The sequence below is a fragment of the Bacillus sp. SH7-1 genome, from assembly GCF_008042405.1.
GTDB lineage: Bacteria > Bacillota > Bacilli > Bacillales > Bacillaceae_G > Bacillus_A > Bacillus_A thuringiensis_N.
The window spans coordinates 183,034-201,599 of sequence record NZ_QNUD01000007.1 but is presented as its reverse complement, the minus strand read 5'-3'; the positions used below and the strand labels follow the sequence as shown (position 1 = coordinate 201,599).

Sequence of the window (18,566 nt, the reverse complement as noted above, 5' to 3'; positions counted from 1 at the left end):
TAACTAAATAAAAAAGGAGGGAGTTTTATGCAATTACAAACCGAGGCAAAAAAACAGCCTAGTAAACGAAAGTTTAAAATGCCTGACGCGTACGTACTACTATTTTTTATTGCTTTACTTTGTGCAATAGCTACTTATTTCGTTCCTGCTGGAGAATTTAAAAGAGTGACAAACGGGACTGTTACAACGACAATACCAGGAAGTTACCATTCTGTTCCGCAATCACCGGTAGGGTTTGTTTCTTTTTTTACCGCTATTGAAAAAGGAATGACACTTGCTGCTCCGATCATCTTTTTAATTTTATTTACCGGTGGTGCCATTGCCATTCTTGAAAAAACAGGCGCTCTTGACGGTTTAATCTATCATGTTATTAACAAATTTCGTAATCAGCAATTACTTTTTATATGCATTGTCGCCGCACTTTTTTCTATTCTCGGAACGACTGGTATTATCGTTAACTCGGTTATCGGCTTTATACCCATTGGCATCATCGTGGCACGCACATTGAAATGGGACGCTATCGTTGGCGTAGCAATTATTTATTTAGGCACTTATGCTGGTTTTAATGCTACTATTTTATCTCCCTCACCTTTAGGCATTTCACAAAAAATCGCAGAACTTCCGATGTTTTCGGGAATTGGTTTACGTACGGCAATTTATATTTCTTTTTTATTGGCTACCATTCAATATATTAATTGGTATATAAAACGCTTGAAAAAATCGAATAAAGGAAGCATACTCGGAGATAATTGGTTTCCAAGTAATGCTCTTTCAAGTGAGAAAGAAATAGAGAAAACTGAAGTTCCTTGGACAATACGTCATAAATTAATTTTACTCGTTTCAGCTTTATCGTTAATTGCATTTTTAATAGGCGCTTTTCGTCTACATTGGACAGATGCAGAAATGACCGCTACTTTTATTTTCATCGCAATTACAGCGGGAATAATAGGTGGTATGAAAGCAAACGATATCGCTTCTACTTTTCTAGCAGGCTGCCAAAATCTCATATACGGTGCTCTAATCGTCGGAATGGCCCGCTGTATTTCAGTCATTTTAGAACAAGGAAAATTACTTGATACAATCGTTAACCAGCTCGCCCAGTCTCTCGAAGGACAAAGCCCTGTATTTGGCGTTATCGGTATGTATGTAAGTAGTGCCGCATTACATTTCCTTATTTCATCAGGGACAGGTGAATCTGTTATTTTCATTCCGATATTAGCTCCATTAGCCGATTTCATGCACATTACGCGCCAAGTTACAGTACAAGCTGTTATGCTCGGCGAGGGTGTAGTGAACTGCCTCAATCCAACTTCCGGTGTTTTAATGGGAGTACTCGCGGCGAGCGGCATTTCTTACGGAAAATGGATTCGATTTATGGCTCCACTTGCATTCATTTGGTTTATCATTGGACTTATTTTTCTTATTGTTGGGGTGAATATTGAGTGGGGACCGTATTAAAAGACGCGTATTATACTTAACTTGATAAAATATCTATCCTATTTTCCTCTCCAATCCTATAAAAATCACTTATTCTAGTATAGATATAAAAAGGGATTAATCATAATGATTAATCCCTTTTCTCAAGATAAAATACCTTTAAATATTTTAGTTCCAAATTTTATTTACCCATTCCGGATGATCAATGAAAGGATTACGATTATGTTGATATTTCGTAAAAATCACTTCATTACGCTTTTTCTCTAAATCATCGACCGGGTCTTGTTCATTCCATTTTAGTAAAACGGATAGTTTGCCCATGTATGGGTCTTTATTGTTATTCACCTTTTCATTTAGTTCTAAGTCTATTTCACCATTATCTCCCTCGTAACGAACTGCCATGTAAAATAGCATTCTAGCGATATCTCCTTTTACACTATCACGAGGTTCCCAAGAATCACTATCATATTTACATTCTGTCGCTTCTGAATGATTCACACCACCATTATCAAAATCCAGATTTCCACGTGAACTATTTACAGATACATCCGTCGCTCTTAAATGATGCAAATCTGTTCCAGGTCCTGCAGTCGTTCCAAAATCACCGTGTGATTTTGCCCAAACATGCTCTCGATTCCAGTTATCAACTCCTGAACCATTCGTAAGTTTCCCTTGCGAACGCCCCGTATATAAGAGTATCACATTATTTTTATTATTCGGATCTTCATCAGTATCTCTTAGCGCTTCCCAAACCGCACTGTATGATAACTTTGTATGATCATCAATAATATTATGAAGTTCCTTCTTTAATTCTAAACCAGTCTTTCCTATTGCATTATTATAATATGTATCGTCATAGCTTTTTACAGTAATCTCTTGTGGTGATGCAGAAGCTACTTCACCGTGTATAGTATCTGTGAATGATAGAGATGCAGAACCTAAAATAAAAAATGAAGATAGTGTAACCATAGCAATTTTTGTATTTCGAAACTTCATATACCCATTTCCCCTTTAATATATAATTTGAAGCTATTAACTAAAAAATACTTTCTAACCCCAAAAAAACTTTTAGAAGCCCATACCCCTTTTCTTTTTATTTAATACAAAACTCTAATGAGTCTGTATCATTTCCACACTTTTGGCTTATCTACTTTTCACAAGGAATATTCCTCTCTAGTAAAGATTGTTAAAATATTCTTTGCAATTTAAAAGTAGTTTAATGTTAACTTATAAATTTCAATTTATTTATGCAATAATGCATATTTGATAAATACTTCAAAAAGCAGTTTGAATAAAAAGCATTCAAAGAAAACCATACAACAAAAAAGATAGCGTTTAGGACAGAAATAATAAAAATTAAGATGATAGCTCGACTTTTCCTTTTTCCATAACTGTCTTTATTTTTGTGTAAAACCTTTCTTTCTCTGAATAATACGTACAAACATAGATTGGATACCATGTAGGAACCAATCTATTTTACTTAAAGAAACTGTGTCAATTCTGAGTTCACAACACGTTGTGCAGTAATAATAACACTTTCAGCTGTTAGCCCATAAACACTATATAGTCCACCAGGTTGATTAGGAACAATTTGAACTTCATATTCAAGTGCTTGTCCAAAAGTAGGATGAACTAAACTTAAGGTTTCAATAGTAGAAGCATTAGAATTCACATTAAAGTTTACCTGTTCAATTAATACTAATGAACCGTCAAGTCTAAAAACTCTAGCTACTCCAGTAAGTGGGCCAGCAGTACGATTAAGGATCTTCACCCTAACTCTATTTGCATTAGCAGGTTGATTTCCTACGTTTTCAATTGGTCCTGTAGTAAGAGCCATATAACATCACCTCCATTATGTTATTATGATATTCAATAATACACAATAACGTCATAAACTAATTATCCAATTTATTTAAAATAAAAAAATGTTCGTTTTTATCTCGTTAATTAATAAAAACGAACATTTTATAATGAATGAATTCACAAAAAAATAAATTCATATACTATGACTAAATCAACCTATAACAACCGTTTTTTTACAGACAATTACTCTCCCTTCCGACTTCCTCACTTTCTCCTAATATTGAGCCGGGGATCTTACTACCCGCATGTTGCGAGATAAAATGTGTTTCCATCCAATTCACAATTATTTCTTCCAGCTCTGGATGTAGTGGCTTTCCTGCCCCTTCTTCATAATTCTTTTTAAACTCTAATGCTTTAAACTCACCTTCAAAACTTTTCAAACTATGATCCATATTTTGTACTACATATACTTCAGAATCACCCTTCACATAATCACCGATCCGCTTCGCTCTTTCAGGATCAGCCTGAATATCTTTATCACCAGCAATAACTAGCACTGGACATGTTACTTGTTGTAAATCTTTATAAATGTCATGCTGAAAATGCTCTCTAAACCATTTTGCGTTCATCGGTTTAAAACCAACTTTAATCGTATCTTTTTCTGTGTTCATCATTTTCTCTTTTATTTTTTCCATCTGCTTCTCTCCACGTTTTTCCACATTGAGAAGGCGCATTAGTTTTCCCTTTATTCCTTTTTGTTCTTTTAACTCTTTATAAGCAATCTCTCTTTGTCTTTTCGTAGCCTCTTCTAATGATTCCGCAGCTCCTGTAAGAAGGATGAGACCATTAACTGGTGTTCTAGCATTTACTACTGTTGCCAACATACATCCCTCACTATGACCAGCTAAAATGATATTTTCCGAATCAACAAATGGTTGTTCTTTTAAATACGTAATCGTAGACTCTATATCACTAACTAAATCCCACATTCCAGTCTTTAGAAATTCTCCACCACTCTTTCCTACCCCGCGCTTATCAAAGCGGAGCGTCACTACTCCCAGCTTCGCCATTACATGCGCTAAATCTTTATATATGTTTGCCTCAAGCTTTAGCGGTACTATCGTTCCATCACGATCAATCTCTCCAGATCCAGCGATAATGACAACAGTAGCATACTTCCCGTCAACTTTCGGCTTTGTAATCGTTCCATGCAAAGTAAATTCACTATTTATCGCTATTTCATATTCATCAAAAGTCATCATTTTTTCCTCCCTCTATTCTTTTAAATCCAATTTAAATTTCAAACTCGCTATTATATTTTTGTATTCTCTTACATCTTTCATCGGAGCGAAAACTGGATTCTCTTCAATACTTTGTAGCATGCTCTTCTTTATAATCTCTTCATTTCTAACCGTTTTAGCGCCAAGCGGAAACTCTGCAAACCATTCATCAATCGCATCAAAATAGGAATCTCCATGTAAATGTAGACTATTTACTGTAAAGCTCGCCGCACAAACCGCTGCATATTTCCGTAACATTTCTAATGCTCTTTCAAAATTCCCTTGCATACAATATACTTGTGCAGCAGCATAGTATACTTTTAAAGTCATATTGGGATGTAATGTTTCTATTTCATATATATCTATTAACATGAAAGCTCTATTTAAAATTACCTCTACCTTTTCAGCGCTTGAGGCATTTACTACTACATAATTCGGTATTGTCGCAACAAGTTGTATTAAATGTTGGTACATACTAATTTGCATTATTTCATTCGCTTTTTCAGTATTTCCAAGCATTTGATACGCCTGTGCGATTAAATCTTCCGCTGGGACGTTAGGACGTATCGTTTCGCCAAGTAATTGAAGCACCTCATTCGGTCTATTGAGTATAAGATAGCAAGTTGCTTGAAACGATACCGCCTCTTTCACAAGAGAAACATCGTCACTTTCTTCCTGTACCCTGCTAAAGAAAGACATTGCCTCTTCTAAAATTTCAATTCTTTTATCCGTATCCTCTGTTAACATATGGTGATTAATAAAAAGTAGTCCCATTTGAAGTAATAATGGAAAACAAGAATAATATTTTTTGATTATTCCTCTGCACTCTATCATCACTTCATCAAACGGTTTTTCACTAAAAGCTTCTGCGAGTCTATGATATAAATTTTTAATATCTTCCTGTTTCATTTGCGGTGTATAACTAATTAGCTCATCTATACTAATGTTAAAGTATGATGCTAATAGTGGTAAAAATGTAATATCCGGATAACTTTGCCCCGTCTCCCATTTGGAAACAGACGCCTTCGTAATACCTATATACGCCGCTAATTCTTCCTGCGTAATTCCCTTTTCTTTTCTCTTATCCGCAATTTTTTTATGAATATGAATCTCTCTCACTGTATCACCTCTTACTTTTAGTATATGTTTTTTATTTCACACAAAATATGGATTTAAAGTGGATTTCCGTTAACAAAATCAACTGTTAGGAAACATCTGTCTAAAATAAAATCAAAAGCAGGAACATATTTGATATGTTCCTGCCTTTTTAATGTGGGTACCGCTACATAGCCATCTAGCTAAGATTTTAAAGTACTTCAAAATCAAAAATCTCATTTCACCACAGTTTTCTATGGTAATCCAGTGAACAGCTTCTTTACATAATTTTCGATATTGGAAGTAAATTTAAGTTGTTTTTAAAGTAGGTATACCTAGTAGAAATTTTTGAATTGTGCCCGTTTGTTGAAGTTTAATTTTCATTATACTTTTTGTACTGAGTCCAGTGCTTTTTTTAATTCGTCTGATTTTTGAGTGCCGATTACTACTGTGTTATATTGCAACTTTAACTCTATACCTTTATTTCCATTCATGTTATAGGCTTTTTCATTCTTAAGATTAAAACGAATTCCCCATCCTCCAAATCGTTTTATAGGACTGTAAGTAATGCATTCATAATGATGTATATCTTTGAAAAGGTACTGCTTATATTGAAAATGAAAAGGAACAAAGCGGACATAAAGACCTTTTTCACGGACCTCAATGATCAGTTTCAATACTCCAAGCATTAATACAGGAAAGGCAATCCCGAAAAACAACCATATAACAATTAATACACCATTAGGAGCTGGTTTATCTCCAAACGGGATATCAAGAATAATTTGTTGAATAAATCCATACCACATCAGCATGGCGATCCCTAATATGAGTATCCATACCCAAATTGGGGATCGCTGAACCTCACGAAAGATAACTCGCTCTTGTTGTTTCATTAATGATTATCACCTCCTAAATGGTTTATTTTTTCTCACTCATTTTAAGCCGTTTTGCACTTCCGAAAAATGCGCTCCCAATTATGAATATAACGGAAGAAAGATACATTGTTATCCCTGAGTATTTATTATCAAAAATTGTGAAATTAAGTAAATTAATGAACATCATCAATATAAGTGATATGTACAATCCATTAATATATTTCATTTATCCCCCCCCTTTACTTTTTTGAAAAACCCTATGTGATAAATAGTGGTTTCTAAAGGTATTATTCAGAATGCCCTTTTCCCTATTTTACCATTTTAGAGAGTTGATATGTTGTTTGTTTTCGGTTGAATACTGTATACATAGTCGGTTAACATAACGTTTTATTACGTAAATAAAAAGGATAATCCGCCCTCATAATGGACTAATTATCCTATAAATCTTTATCTAAATTTAATAAAACTAGAGTTTCTTTTCCTGTGTATCATTATTTTGTTATCTCACCAAACCGCGCTCTCGTCACTTTCGCCAAGTCATCCACTTTAAGCTCAATTTGTATACCGATTTTCCCGCCGCTTACAATGATCGTTTCAAGCGATTGGGCGCTTTCATCGACACATGTAGAAAACAACTTTTTCATTCCGACTGGTGAACAACCGCCTCGAATATATCCTGACACTTTCGTAATATCTTTTACAGGAATCATTTCAATTTTCTTTTCACTTACTGCTTTTGCGGCAGCTTTTAAATTTAGTTCCTCATCTACCGGAATAATAAACACATGATAATTTTTACTATTCCCTTGAGCGATTAACGTTTTATATACTTCTCTCACTTCTCGTCCAATTTTCTCGGCTACTGATACGCCATCAATTTTCCCATCGTCTGGATCATATGACATTATCGAATATTCAATTTTTTCTTTATCTAATATTCGCATCGCATTTGTTTTATCTTTTTTCATAACGTTCTCCTTAAAAGGTTATTTCATATTATTAAGTTTTATTATACACCCTTTTCCATTTCTCCTACATAACTTCACGTATATTTCAAAACTAAAAATATTGATAATTCAAAAATCATCTGATATAATTTGGAAAAACTTATTGTTAAGGAGAGATTTCTAATGCAAAATTTTAATACTTCTTTCCAACTTCATCATCATACGTAACGCCGTGTATCTGAAGAAAAATTTTTCTTCGTGGGTACAGGGCTTTTCCTGTTGACCCACGAAGCGTTCATAAAGCTATGTGGGTATTTTTATACCTGCATAGCTTTTTTTAATTTAAAAAAGGAGTGATTATGATGGAAATGAGAAATGTAAAAGGAACGAAAGACTATTTACCAGAAGAACAAGTACTGCGAAATAAAATTAAAAGAGCGTGTGAAGATACGTTTGAACGTTATGGCTGTAAACCGTTAGAGACACCAACGTTAAATATGTATGAGCTTATGTCATACAAGTACGGCGGTGGCGATGAAATTTTAAAAGAAATATATACACTTAAGGATCAAGGAAAACGCGAACTTGCCTTACGTTACGATTTGACAATTCCATTCGCAAAAGTTGTGGCAATGAATCCGAACATCCGCCTTCCTTTTAAACGCTATGAAATTGGGAAAGTGTTTCGAGATGGCCCTATTAAACAAGGAAGATTTCGTGAGTTTATACAATGTGACGTTGATATAGTCGGTGTTGAGTCTGTCATGGCAGAAGCGGAACTCATGAGCATGGCGTTTGAGCTGTTCCAAACGTTAAACTTAGAAGTAACAATCCAATATAATAACCGAAAATTGTTAAACGGTATCCTTCAGGCCATTAACATCCCTACTGAGTTAACGAGTGACGTCATTTTATCATTAGATAAAATCGAAAAGATTGGGATTGATGGTATACGAAAAGATGTATTAGAGCGCGGAATTTCTGAAGAAATGGCTGATACGATATGTAATACCGTTTTATCTTGTCTAAAGCTTACAATTGCTGACTTTACAGAAACTTTCAATAATCCACTCATTATCGATGGAGTAAACGAATTGCAACAATTACAGCAATATTTAATCGCCCTTGGAATAAATGAAAATGCTATATTCAATCCATTTTTAGCACGAGGACTCACAATGTACACAAGTACCGTATATGAAATCTTTTTAAAAGATGGCTCGATTACATCTAGCATCGGTAGCGGTGGTCGATACGATAATATTATCGGAGCATTCCGTGGTGATAATATGAACTATCCAACAGTCGGTATTTCATTCGGTTTAGACGTTATTTATACGGCACTATCACAAAAAGAAACGATATCATCTACAGCAGATATATTTATCATCCCGCTTGGGACAGAATTACAATGTTTACAAATCGCCCAGCAATTACGTTCTACCACTTCCTTAAAAGTCGAACTTGAACTAGCAGGACGCAAATTAAAACGTGCCCTTAATTATGCCAATAAAGAGAATATCCCTTATGTGCTTATTATTGGGGAAGAAGAACTTAGTACAAACACTGTTGTGCTGCGGAATATGAAGGAAGGTAGTGAGGTGAAGGTTTCGCTTTCTTCTTTAAGTAATTATTTATAATACGAACCACCCTCGTTTGGGTGGTTTTTTTATTTTATAGCTACCAATAATTAGTTTACATAAAATAATTATAATCTACTAAAAACTACAAATATATAATATCCAATTACCTATTATTTTTGGTAATATATAGCTGTAAATTATTTTAGGAGGATTAACTTTGAAAACCTACATCCAAGCACTAAAGTGGACTACAGGGATCTATCATCTTTTATTACTTCCTTGTTATTATTTATTTCCAAGTCTTGTTAACCTACATGGGATACCTTTACTACTATTGATTGTTTTACATATCACTACTATTTTATTAGCTAAAAAAGGCGGCATGAATACGTATCCTCATTATATCGGCATTATCGTTACTCTAGTTGCCTTCTTTCCTTATATAGTAATCGTTCTACATATGATAGCAGCCGCTTTCCTTTTATTAGATGCAGCTTCTATGAATACAAAAGAAGTTTATGATTCATAACGGGATAAAATGAAACTTTAATCAGTAGAATTTTGAAGTCAGTTAGCAAATTGCAAAATTCACACAATAACTTTATCGCTAACACCCAAAAAGAATTTACTTTCCTTACTTCAAATTAATAAAAGAATATTCTGTTTTATTTTTATAAAATTCTAAATATTTACAATACAACTTAATTATCATACATTTTAGTTATGTAAAAAATCTAAATTTAAAGGAGATGAATGCATGCTAAAAAAATTGATAGTAGGTGCAGTGATCGCCATTTCATCATTAACTGTGGGATTAGGATCAGTATCAGCTAGTACCGAAAAAGATTATACGATTTCCTCTTTTGAATATGTAACTGTAGATGAAAAGACTGTAGATGCGTTTAATAAGTTTGGTGCTCCATCAAAGGAAGACGTAAAAATAACGTGAGTTCTACCGAAACAAAATCAAAATGGAGACTGGTTATCTTATGGTTTTTCGAGCAAAGAAAGTTTAGAGTCTTTTATTAAAAAAGATAAACAACGGTTGAATCATGCAATCACTCCCCTTGGTGTTGGCGGGAGCGGACCTAATAGTACCGACTTCTATGAACATGCAAATAAAGGTGGCGAGTATTTTTCTCTTAGTAGCGGTTTTAAAAATTTGCCCCCTAGTTGGCAAAATAGAATTTCTTCTGTAAGTACAGCATCCCCTACTGCTAGCTATTCAACTACGCTATGGGAACGTACTTCAACTGAAGGATATGGAAAAGGTGTTTTTTTTAAACACGCTGATTGGTATGGAAAAACTGTAAACTTGAATGACTTTGTAATTTCAGCAGTTGAAGTTAAAAAGTAAAAGACATAGAAATAAAAGGTGTCTTCACATATGGAAAACACCTTTTATTTCTAAAACTCTTAACTGTTATTTTTCGTATTTCTACTCTCCAAAACTTTCTCCATATTATGAGTTGCCCACTCCATCATTAATAGAATCATTGGACGAAGTGATTCACCAAGCTCAGTTAACGAATATTCTACTTTCGGAGGCACTTCACGGTATACTTCACGATGTATGATGCCATCTGCTTCGAGTTCTCTCAACTGCAGCGTTAACATTCTTTGTGTGATATTTGGTTTTAATCTTTTTAATTCATTAAACCTCTTTGTACCATCTAATAAATGATACAAAATAACCCCTTTCCATTTCCCTCCAATCACCTCAACCATCGCTTCCACTGGACAAGAATATTTATTTAGAAATGGGTAATTTATATTATTTTCTTTTGAACAATCCATAATAAATCCCTTCCCTTAACATTAGTATCTTTTTTGATACTATACCACATAAATGTGCGTACTTGTTTCTATGTTACTTTAAAAATATAATTTACTTACAAAATAAATGAATGAAAAGAGGAACTTTTATGACAAATACAAACCAAATTACAAAAGAAAAAATTATGGAGGCTTTCCATTTCAGACATGCATGTAAAGAGTTCGATCCTATGCAAAAAATTTCAGAAGAAGATTTTAATTTCATTTTAGAAACAGGCAGATTATCTCCTTCTTCTTTTGGATATGAACCTTGGAAATTTATTGTCGTACAAAATAAAGAAGTAAGAGAAAAACTACAACCATATTCATGGGGCGCTGGTGGGCAACTTGCAACTGCTAGTCACTTTGTCATTGTTCTTTCAAGAAACATGAAAGATATGCATTATGATGCAGAGTATATTAAATATATGATGAACGATATTATTGAATTACCTGAAGACACGCAAAAAATTAGATATGAATTCTTCAAAAAGTTCCAGGAAACAGATTTTAACTTGTTACAATCCGATCGTGCTGTATTTGATTGGGCATCAAAACAAACCTATATTGCTTTAGGCAATATGATGACGAGCGCAGCTCAAATTGGCATTGATTCTTGTCCAATAGAAGGATTTGATAAAGAGAAAGTAGATTCTTTACTTCGTCAAGAAGGCATTATCAATGGCGATAACTTTGAAGTATCTGTTATGGTTGCCTTTGGTTATCGTAAAGAAGAGCCAAAGCGTGATAAAACAAGACAGACTATAGATACAATTGTTGAATGGATTTAGTTATATAGCACGCAAAAAATCATGCTCCTTATTACTGGATACTCATACGAAAGAAGTAGAATTTGATTTTTCTTATGTATGAAATTAATTTTTCATGGAAAGATATATTAGTATGTATGCAGTTTGAACGCTCTATTTTTAGAGTCGAACAGGAGGAGAATGAATATGTCTGATATTGAAGTTGGCGAAGTGTTTACTCTTAGCGATGAGAATAATGAGGATCAGGAAGTAGAAGTACTCGGAGCGATGGATGTCGAAGGCGCTGAATATATCGCAGTTGCCTTTGTAGAGGACATTCAAACAGAATCTGAGGAAGACATTGATATTTTCTTTTTAAAAGTAGAAGAAGATAATGAGTTTTCATACATTGAAAATGATGAAGAGTTTGATAAAGTATCTGCTGCTTTTGATAAAATTTTGGATGAGCAAGAGCAAGAATAATATGAATGAAAAACACGAGGGCGGATACATATCCGCCCTCTTTTTTATTCATCACTCATCCAAAATCTTATGCAGCAATTCCAGTACATCTTTCATCACAAAAGGCCCGTCTTTTTTCACATGCTCAGCGAATTCAGAAACGAGACGTAATGTTTTTACACTTTCAATTGGATGCTCGCCTGATGCACTTTCAGCAGAAAGCATAACGGCATTCGTTCCGTCCAGTACAGCTTGAAACACATCAGTTACCTCAGCCCTTGTTGGAATAGAATGATCTACCATAGATTGAAGCATTTGTGTTGCTGTAATAACATATGTATTCGTTCGATTACATTCCTGAATCATCATTTTCTGCAAGAGCGGAATAAATTGGTACGGCAACTCTACTCCTAAATCGCCCCTTGCAATCATAATTCCGTCTACTTCTTTACATATATCTTGAAAATTCTCAATCGCTTCCATCGTTTCTATTTTTGCAATTAAATTAGGAGCAGTTTCTTTATGCTCTTTTATAAAGTCCCTTATTTCTTTTATATGACTAGGTTTTCTTACGAAAGAACATGCAATAAATTCAACATCCTCTTCTAAAAGAAACTGAATGTCTTTTTTATCTTTCTCTGTAATAGCTGGTAAACTAACGATTGCCCCTGGTAAGTTCACCCCTTTATGCGATGAGATATTACCACCTGTTTTGACCTTTGTTTCTATTTTATCCGCACTTACCTTTTCAACAATTAATTCAACTTCTCCATCATTAATTAAAATTCTACTGCCAATTTTCACGTCATTCGCGATACCTTCATAATCAACACTTGCTTCTCTATTACTTCCTGTAACTGGTTGCGTATGTAAAATAAAAGAATCTTCCGCCTGAAGTGTAATTTGTTCTCCTTTTACTTCACCTAACCTTATTTTAGGACCTTGTACATCGCCTAAAATTTTAATAGAATCATCTATCGATCTGACTAAACGAATGATATCTTTATGACCTTCATGCGTGCCATGTGATAAATTTAGCCGAACAATTTTCATACCATTGCTTATTAATTGCGCTAACGTTTCTTTATTATTACTTGCTGGGCCAATTGTACAAACTCGATCGATTGTCACTTTTATCACCATCCTTTTTCGTTAGGTTTCCCATAAACTTTAATTACACTCTCTACATAAAAAAAGCCTACTCACACAAGTAGGCTTTTGAAACTACGAAAGTTTCGTCAATAACTGATTTAAATCTTTTTTCGTTTTCGTCGTTAATGATTTCATTTTATTTATATCTATCTTTTCTTTCTCCGCTCCTACAATTAATGGATACATACTTTGTCCAATTGTTTTATATTCAGCTGGGTGTGATGTTTCTAACTCTTTCTCAATTACATCCCACTTTGCATTAATTTGTTTTCCAAGTTTATTTACTGTATCTAATTTCGGATTAGCAGCTAACTGCTTGTCTAAGCTATCAACTAATGCAGCAACTTCTTTAACACTCGTTTTCACAGCTACACTTTTCTTCGGATCTTTCGTTGTTTTTCCGTCTGAGTTTGTACTTGTACTTTGATCTGTTGTTTTCCCGCTAGTCGTTTGATCATTGGTTTTTCCTGTCGTCTCTTTTTCTTTTGTTTTTACATTCTCGTTTTGGGTTGACGTTTTACCGTTACTTTCTGTTCCTGATGATTCTTTCGTGTTTTTTGCATCTTTATCTGTTTTTTCATTTGAAGAAGTATTTGTTTCTTTTTCAGTATCTTTCGTTGTTTTTGACGCTTCATCTGCACTTGTCGTTTTTGATTCTCCTTCATTTTGCGCTGTTACTTGCTCTTTCTTTTCTGTCTCTTTATCTGCTGAAGGACTACAAGCTGCCATAGTAAGCATTGTACCAATTGTTATCGATGCGATAGCGACCTTTTTCATTTTCATATAAATCCCCCTATGTTTATATAATTTATCCTCCCCTTTACGATTCGATTTCTCCTTAAAAAATCCCTTTTCATACGAATTACCATCTTTCCGACAGTAATCTTCATAATAATACGTACAAAAACTGATAAATCAATTTGAATATTCGAGTTTCTTCTACTTCATTTTTCTTCTCTGTTGTAAAAGAAAAAGAGTATATTGTCACATGAAGAATTACGATCTTCATATGACGATATACTCTTCCATCAAATTTTTATCTTTCTTGACATTTTATTTATACAAAAAAATAAAATTTTCTTTCGTTTTTTTGTTTCTCAATAATTGTTAACATAATATATTTATGAGTAACCACCATTCGAATGAATGACTTGCCCAGTAATCCATTTTGCTTCTTCACTTACTAAAAAAGAAATTAAACGCGCTGCATCCACTGGTTCTCCAACTCTACCTTGCGGGAACTTCCATACTAAATGATGCTTCAGCTCCTCTGTAATCCATCCTGTATTCGTCGGTCCTGGATCAACAGCATTCACTGTAATCCCCTTCTCCATCGCAACTGGTGCTACTGATTTTGTAAATGCTTCAATTGCTCCTTTTGTTGCTGCGTATGCTAGTTCATCAGGCATTGGCCCTAGTGACTGTCCTGAAGTAAGGTTAATAATACTTCCATTCGTCTTGCTTGCATAATGTTTTATAAATAATGAACTTAATAACATAGTAGCGCGAACATTTACTGTATAATGTTTATCTAACTGTTCTATATTTAATTCTTCAATTCTCGTATGAGTAGCATACGCTGCATTATTAATTAAAATAGATGGATCACCTAAACGTTCTGAGACCATATAAAACAAACGATTCGGCGAATATGACTGCGATAAATTGATTTCTGCCATTTCACATCGAACACCTAAACTTTCAATCTCCTCTTTCAACAAAAAGGGCTCTTTGTCATGCATTCCCCATGGCATCGCTTTATCATACTGAGACCAGTACGTGAAAAAAATGTCTATTCCTTTTTGAGCAAGCACCTTGCATACAGCTGCACCAATTCCATTCAGACGAGTTGCCCCTGTTACAATTGCTATTTTCTTCACCTTTTCTCCTCCATCTATGGATAAATCCTCTGCACGAATACAGAGGATCTATCTTTTTATTCAATATTTGACAATATGCGTTCTGCACCTAATTTTAAAATTTTAATAAAGATATAATTTACTATCGTAAACATTACAAATAAAACGATAAACATAACCCAAAGTCCTACTTGAAGGAAGAAGTATAATAGACTTACTCCCGCTACAATAACTAAAGCTATTAAAATATTAGCTAAAAAATTCCACAATGTTGTATATCGGCTCTTAAATAATTTTTGTTCTGTATCCCAATGTATATCTGCAGTTTGTGCATCCCAGCGTGTACCGATTAAATTAATTAACAATAAACCGTTCGCACTTAATAAGAACCAAAGAACCATAAATACTGCAGAAATTCCCGCTACAACTGCCATCGTAATACCGAATACTGCTAAAATGATCACATTAATTAACCAAGCCGTTATCGCTTTCGCAAAAAAGATATCTGAAGCCTTTACTGGTAAATAGCGATTCACAAACCATGAACTTCCATCTCGTGAGAATGAAGTTGTTGCGATGACGTTACTTCCCATTAAAAATAGAGAGGCACAAAGCCCAACACCAATTGCAAGACCTGCTGATTTTGGATTATCAATATAACCTGTGATCCACTTTAAATTTCCATCTTGCACGAATAAAACAAAGAATAACATAATCGGCATAACGAAAGTTTGCACGATACAATTTAAGAAAAATTGCGGTGTACGAAATAACGTTTTAAATTCTTTTTTCACATACGCTTTTAAATGTGAACTTTGTACCGTTGATTTTTGTAAACCTTCTGCTGAAATGACCTCTTTTTTTGCCGTACTCGTTGAAAGTCCAATAACCCCTTTTAAATATGTACGCTCTGCAATGTAATAAAACAACACAAAGAATACAAATGAAATAAGTGCAAAGATTATTACGTATAAAGGTCCCTTCCAATTTGCATTTTCTACTAATGCCACTGCTCCAAAATATGTAGTTGGAAAATAGTTTGTCATTTGTACTAAAAGAGAAGACTGGTTGTTTGCAAGGTAATCCGCAATTGCATCTTCAGAAAACGAACTTTTATTTTTCCACTGCAAAAATACGTTAATTCCTACAATAAATAGTATACTTACGATTCCGATAAATATATTGCCTCGGTCTTTATTTTTCCCTATATTTGTATACCTCATAATAACTGTCATCAGTAACGAAGCTAGTACTAACGGCACAATCGGGAAGAGTAAGTAAATGAAAATCATATATATGTAATATGTAATAAATGCACCACTTTTTAAACCGTACGTAATAAATATTGGTAATAGAATGAATGAACTCATTACGTATTGTGTAATTAATACTGTTAAAAATTTTGCCGAAATAATTTGCGCTGGTTTTAATGGTAATGGTAATAACATTTCAATGTCATTGCTGTAGTAAAATACAGTTAAAATGTTCGTAATACTCATTAAAAATACCCATATACTCGCAATCGCAAGTCCCATTGCGACAATCATTCCTGGGTCTTGCCCTAAATGTATCATACCTTCATACATTCCGTGCGTGATAGAACCAAACAGTAAAAAGCCGACAAATAAAATGGCTATAAATGAAAATACGTACGCCGATCGCTTCTTCTTATCTGTTAAAAAATCTGCATAATTTAATTTCAATAATACTTTCGTTAACGTCCAAATTTTACTCATTGCCCGTCATCTCCAAGAACATTTTTTCAAGTGATTCATTGGATTTAAAATGATCTCTCATTTCATCTAAATTCCCTTTAAACTGAAGATTCCCCTTATTAATGATTGCAACGCGGTCACATATTTTTTCCGCTACTTCTAATACGTGTGTAGAGAAAAATACAATCTTTCCTTTATCCGCATGTTCTCTCATCATTTCTTTTAAAATATATGCCGATTTCGGATCAAGCCCTGTTAACGGTTCATCTAAAATCCATACATCTGGCTCATGCACGAGCACACCAATAATAACGATTTTTTGTCTCATACCGTGTGAGTAACTTTGAATTTGATCCGATAATGCATTGTAAAGATCAAATTTCTTCGCTAAAGACTCGATTCGTTTTTGGCGTACTTCTTTCGGCACCTCATACATATCTGCCATAAAGTTTAAATATTCAATTCCCTTTAACCGTAAAAACATATCTGGACTATCTGGAACATAACCAAACGTCTTTTTCGCTTCCATCGGATTTTTCATAATATCTATACCATTAATCGTAATTGTTCCTTTGTCCACCCCATGGATACCAGTAATCATCTTAATTGTCGTTGATTTACCGGCACCATTCGGTCCTAAAAATCCAAAGATTTCTCCGCTAGGCACAGATAAACTTAAATCTTTTACTGCATAGGTAGACCCATTATAACTTTTTGACACATTCGTAATTTCAATCATTACATCCAATCCTTTCCTTAATTACCAAATAACTATATTAACATTATAGCATACTTTTATTTTCAGATTTTTGTATTTTTCAGTTTATTTAACCTTTAAAATAAATGTAAACCCCTAATCCAACGATTAAAACGACAGCTAGTATAATATAAATCATCGTTAGTCGTTTAATATTCCCTTTTGTCGCTTTACTATAATTTGCATCACCATTTCGTCCAATTAACACCGTCGCCACTACAGTAATCACTACAAGTAATACAACAATCATGATCCAAGTTAACATTCCTTCCTCCCCCTCCTTACAACCATTTTACAATATTATCCTCTTTATTCCGCAGTATATTTCCTCTTTTTACTATTATTATGAAAAGAATTGGAAAACTATTATTACTATACATTACCCATGTGATATATTTATAACATAATGTGCTTTATTTCTAACATTGAAAGGAGTCCCTATCATGAAAACAACTTGGATAAAATATTTAGGATTTCTCGGTTTCTTCGGTTTCCTCGGATTTTTTTATGAAAAAGGATTGTTTACTATGTTTTGTTTCTTCTCCTTTTTCACAACGTATAGAACAGTTCAACACGATGAACTATTTGAACAAATCGTCAATAAATCGTGCCGCAATGCCTTTATCGTTACATTACTAACTACTGCTATCATTATGTTTATTGAAATATTATTTCCAAACCCGGCGCTACAAGAGATTGATATCGCTCTTATTTTCGGCACACTCATTCTTACATTCGGGTTCTCTATGTTCTTTTACGATAAACCTGTTGATGAAATGGAAGATGCACCATGGCGTTCGTAACGAAAATAAAAGAGTACCGCACCAAATTAAATATGACACAAGAAGATTTAGCAAAAAGTGTTGGTGTACGTCGTGAAACAATTAGCCATCTTGAAAAAGGAAAATATAATCCTTCCTTGCAGCTTGCTCACGATATAGCGAAGGCACTTCATAGTACGATTGATGAAGTTTTTATTTTTGAGGATAAATAAAAAATACCGGCATTCTTTTCACAAAGAATACCGGTATTTTTCA

21 protein-coding genes and 1 pseudogene are annotated in these 18,566 nt (G+C 34.0%); 8 read left to right on the top strand and 14 right to left on the bottom strand.

All coding sequences use genetic code 11. The features are described 5' to 3' along the window. Positions 1-27: 27 nt before the first annotated feature. Positions 28-1,458 carry a YfcC family protein gene (locus DN390_RS07340; RefSeq protein WP_147806987.1) on the top strand — a complete coding sequence of 477 codons (1,431 nt, stop codon included), beginning with the start codon at positions 28-30 and terminating at the stop codon, positions 1,456-1,458. A 147-nt stretch (positions 1,459-1,605) separates the two neighbouring features. Here DN390_RS07340 and DN390_RS07335 read toward each other — a convergent pair whose 3' ends face one another. The 7 genes from DN390_RS07335 to ybaK all read right to left on the bottom strand — a co-directional run bounded on the left by DN390_RS07335 (position 1,606) and on the right by ybaK (position 7,458). Then, entirely contained in the window at positions 1,606-2,433 is an 828-nt protein-coding gene (locus DN390_RS07335; RefSeq protein WP_147806986.1) for an endonuclease I family protein, read from the bottom strand. Between the two features lie 484 nt (positions 2,434-2,917). After that, positions 2,918-3,274 carry an ATPase gene (locus tag DN390_RS07330; RefSeq protein ID WP_147806985.1) on the bottom strand — a complete coding sequence of 119 codons (357 nt, stop codon included), beginning with the start codon at positions 3,272-3,274 and terminating at the stop codon, positions 2,918-2,920. 199 nt (positions 3,275-3,473) lie between these two features. Continuing rightward, positions 3,474-4,499 (bottom strand): alpha/beta hydrolase family protein, encoded by a 1,026-nt coding sequence (locus DN390_RS07325; RefSeq protein ID WP_179955740.1) that lies wholly within the window; start codon positions 4,497-4,499, stop codon positions 3,474-3,476. 15 nt (positions 4,500-4,514) lie between these two features. Continuing rightward, entirely contained in the window at positions 4,515-5,639 is a 1,125-nt protein-coding gene (locus DN390_RS07320; RefSeq protein ID WP_147806983.1) for a helix-turn-helix domain-containing protein, read from the bottom strand. A gap of 359 nt (positions 5,640-5,998) precedes the next feature. Further along, the gene (locus tag DN390_RS07315; protein WP_147806982.1) at positions 5,999-6,508 is read right to left on the bottom strand and encodes a DUF6141 family protein; all 510 of its coding nucleotides are present in this window, start codon (positions 6,506-6,508) and stop codon (positions 5,999-6,001) included. Between the two features lie 25 nt (positions 6,509-6,533). Further along, positions 6,534-6,716, bottom strand: a complete 183-nt coding sequence (locus DN390_RS07310) for a hypothetical protein (RefSeq protein WP_000875162.1) — start codon at positions 6,714-6,716, stop codon at positions 6,534-6,536. A 265-nt stretch (positions 6,717-6,981) separates the two neighbouring features. Further along, on the bottom strand, positions 6,982-7,458 hold the full coding sequence (gene ybaK, locus DN390_RS07305) for a Cys-tRNA(Pro) deacylase (protein ID WP_147806981.1): 477 nt from the start codon (positions 7,456-7,458) through the stop codon (positions 6,982-6,984). A gap of 341 nt (positions 7,459-7,799) precedes the next feature. Here ybaK and DN390_RS07300 point away from each other — a divergent pair, with 341 nt between their 5' ends. The 3 genes and pseudogenes from DN390_RS07300 to DN390_RS07290 all read left to right on the top strand — a co-directional run bounded on the left by DN390_RS07300 (position 7,800) and on the right by DN390_RS07290 (position 10,377). Further along, a complete protein-coding gene (locus DN390_RS07300; protein WP_147806980.1) occupies positions 7,800-9,077 on the top strand; it encodes a histidine--tRNA ligase in 1,278 nt (425 codons plus the stop codon). A gap of 160 nt (positions 9,078-9,237) precedes the next feature. Then, entirely contained in the window at positions 9,238-9,549 is a 312-nt protein-coding gene (locus tag DN390_RS07295; RefSeq protein ID WP_147806979.1) for a hypothetical protein, read from the top strand. 228 nt (positions 9,550-9,777) lie between these two features. Then, a pseudogene (locus tag DN390_RS07290) lies at positions 9,778-10,377 on the top strand (hypothetical protein). Positions 10,378-10,436: 59 nt separating this feature from the next. Here DN390_RS07290 and DN390_RS07285 read toward each other — a convergent pair. Beyond that, the gene (locus DN390_RS07285) at positions 10,437-10,817 is read right to left on the bottom strand and encodes a winged helix-turn-helix transcriptional regulator (RefSeq protein WP_000340640.1); all 381 of its coding nucleotides are present in this window, start codon (positions 10,815-10,817) and stop codon (positions 10,437-10,439) included. 128 nt (positions 10,818-10,945) lie between these two features. On the opposite strand from DN390_RS07285, the gene DN390_RS07280 reads away from it, so the two are divergent. Both DN390_RS07280 and DN390_RS07275 read left to right on the top strand, forming a co-directional pair. After that, on the top strand, positions 10,946-11,626 hold the full coding sequence (locus DN390_RS07280; RefSeq protein ID WP_147806978.1) for an NAD(P)H-dependent oxidoreductase: 681 nt from the start codon (positions 10,946-10,948) through the stop codon (positions 11,624-11,626). 159 nt (positions 11,627-11,785) lie between these two features. After that, complete coding sequence (locus DN390_RS07275; RefSeq protein ID WP_098413156.1) at positions 11,786-12,067, top strand: DUF1292 domain-containing protein; 282 nt, start codon at positions 11,786-11,788, stop codon at positions 12,065-12,067. A gap of 51 nt (positions 12,068-12,118) precedes the next feature. Here the strand turns inward: DN390_RS07275 and DN390_RS07270 are convergent, their stop codons facing one another. The 6 genes from DN390_RS07270 to DN390_RS07245 all read right to left on the bottom strand — a co-directional run bounded on the left by DN390_RS07270 (position 12,119) and on the right by DN390_RS07245 (position 17,794). After that, positions 12,119-13,189, bottom strand: coding sequence for a pyruvate kinase (locus DN390_RS07270; protein WP_147806977.1), 1,071 nt, complete (start codon positions 13,187-13,189; stop codon positions 12,119-12,121). An 81-nt stretch (positions 13,190-13,270) separates the two neighbouring features. Further along, positions 13,271-13,981, bottom strand: coding sequence for a hypothetical protein (locus tag DN390_RS07265; protein ID WP_147806976.1), 711 nt, complete (start codon positions 13,979-13,981; stop codon positions 13,271-13,273). A 338-nt stretch (positions 13,982-14,319) separates the two neighbouring features. Then, complete coding sequence (locus tag DN390_RS07260) at positions 14,320-15,078, bottom strand: SDR family oxidoreductase (protein WP_147806975.1); 759 nt, start codon at positions 15,076-15,078, stop codon at positions 14,320-14,322. 56 nt (positions 15,079-15,134) lie between these two features. Further along, positions 15,135-16,793, bottom strand: coding sequence for a putative ABC transporter permease subunit (locus DN390_RS07255; protein WP_147806974.1), 1,659 nt, complete (start codon positions 16,791-16,793; stop codon positions 15,135-15,137). Next, on the bottom strand, positions 16,786-17,511 hold the full coding sequence (locus DN390_RS07250) for an ABC transporter ATP-binding protein (RefSeq protein WP_147806973.1): 726 nt from the start codon (positions 17,509-17,511) through the stop codon (positions 16,786-16,788). The genes DN390_RS07255 and DN390_RS07250 overlap by 8 nt, the downstream gene beginning before the upstream one ends. A gap of 88 nt (positions 17,512-17,599) precedes the next feature. Further along, positions 17,600-17,794 carry a hypothetical protein gene (locus DN390_RS07245; protein WP_000958865.1) on the bottom strand — a complete coding sequence of 65 codons (195 nt, stop codon included), beginning with the start codon at positions 17,792-17,794 and terminating at the stop codon, positions 17,600-17,602. A 178-nt stretch (positions 17,795-17,972) separates the two neighbouring features. Between DN390_RS07245 and DN390_RS07240 the strand changes: the two genes are divergently transcribed. Together DN390_RS07240 and DN390_RS07235 are read left to right on the top strand one after the other, a co-directional pair. Further along, positions 17,973-18,332: a DUF3796 domain-containing protein gene (locus tag DN390_RS07240; RefSeq protein WP_147806972.1), complete on the top strand. Its 360-nt coding sequence runs from the start codon at positions 17,973-17,975 to the stop codon at positions 18,330-18,332. Continuing rightward, positions 18,320-18,523, top strand: coding sequence for a helix-turn-helix transcriptional regulator (locus tag DN390_RS07235; protein ID WP_147806971.1), 204 nt, complete (start codon positions 18,320-18,322; stop codon positions 18,521-18,523). The genes DN390_RS07240 and DN390_RS07235 overlap by 13 nt, the downstream gene beginning before the upstream one ends. Positions 18,524-18,566 lie beyond the last annotated feature (43 nt).

What these genes read in the sequence shown, in the direction of transcription:
- DN390_RS07285 (WP_000340640.1), bottom strand. Translation starts at nt 10,817, where the DNA reads ATGGATTGTTCAAAAGAAAATAATATAAATTACCCATTTCTAAATAAA.
- DN390_RS07310 (WP_000875162.1), bottom strand. Translation starts at nt 6,716, where the DNA reads ATGAAATATATTAATGGATTGTACATATCACTTATATTGATGATGTTC.
- DN390_RS07300 (WP_147806980.1), top strand. Translation starts at nt 7,800, where the DNA reads ATGGAAATGAGAAATGTAAAAGGAACGAAAGACTATTTACCAGAAGAA.
- DN390_RS07335 (WP_147806986.1), bottom strand. Translation starts at nt 2,433, where the DNA reads ATGAAGTTTCGAAATACAAAAATTGCTATGGTTACACTATCTTCATTT.
- DN390_RS07315 (WP_147806982.1), bottom strand. Translation starts at nt 6,508, where the DNA reads ATGAAACAACAAGAGCGAGTTATCTTTCGTGAGGTTCAGCGATCCCCA.
- DN390_RS07250 (WP_147806973.1), bottom strand. Translation starts at nt 17,511, where the DNA reads ATGATTGAAATTACGAATGTGTCAAAAAGTTATAATGGGTCTACCTAT.
- DN390_RS07255 (WP_147806974.1), bottom strand. Translation starts at nt 16,793, where the DNA reads ATGAGTAAAATTTGGACGTTAACGAAAGTATTATTGAAATTAAATTAT.
- ybaK (WP_147806981.1), bottom strand. Translation starts at nt 7,458, where the DNA reads ATGAAAAAAGATAAAACAAATGCGATGCGAATATTAGATAAAGAAAAA.
- DN390_RS07245 (WP_000958865.1), bottom strand. Translation starts at nt 17,794, where the DNA reads ATGTTAACTTGGATCATGATTGTTGTATTACTTGTAGTGATTACTGTA.
- DN390_RS07270 (WP_147806977.1), bottom strand. Translation starts at nt 13,189, where the DNA reads ATGGTGATAAAAGTGACAATCGATCGAGTTTGTACAATTGGCCCAGCA.
- DN390_RS07240 (WP_147806972.1), top strand. Translation starts at nt 17,973, where the DNA reads ATGAAAACAACTTGGATAAAATATTTAGGATTTCTCGGTTTCTTCGGT.
- DN390_RS07280 (WP_147806978.1), top strand. Translation starts at nt 10,946, where the DNA reads ATGACAAATACAAACCAAATTACAAAAGAAAAAATTATGGAGGCTTTC.
- DN390_RS07265 (WP_147806976.1), bottom strand. Translation starts at nt 13,981, where the DNA reads ATGAAAATGAAAAAGGTCGCTATCGCATCGATAACAATTGGTACAATG.
- DN390_RS07235 (WP_147806971.1), top strand. Translation starts at nt 18,320, where the DNA reads ATGGCGTTCGTAACGAAAATAAAAGAGTACCGCACCAAATTAAATATG.
- DN390_RS07330 (WP_147806985.1), bottom strand. Translation starts at nt 3,274, where the DNA reads ATGGCTCTTACTACAGGACCAATTGAAAACGTAGGAAATCAACCTGCT.
- DN390_RS07340 (WP_147806987.1), top strand. Translation starts at nt 28, where the DNA reads ATGCAATTACAAACCGAGGCAAAAAAACAGCCTAGTAAACGAAAGTTT.
- DN390_RS07325 (WP_179955740.1), bottom strand. Translation starts at nt 4,499, where the DNA reads ATGACTTTTGATGAATATGAAATAGCGATAAATAGTGAATTTACTTTG.
- DN390_RS07275 (WP_098413156.1), top strand. Translation starts at nt 11,786, where the DNA reads ATGAATATGTCTGATATTGAAGTTGGCGAAGTGTTTACTCTTAGCGAT.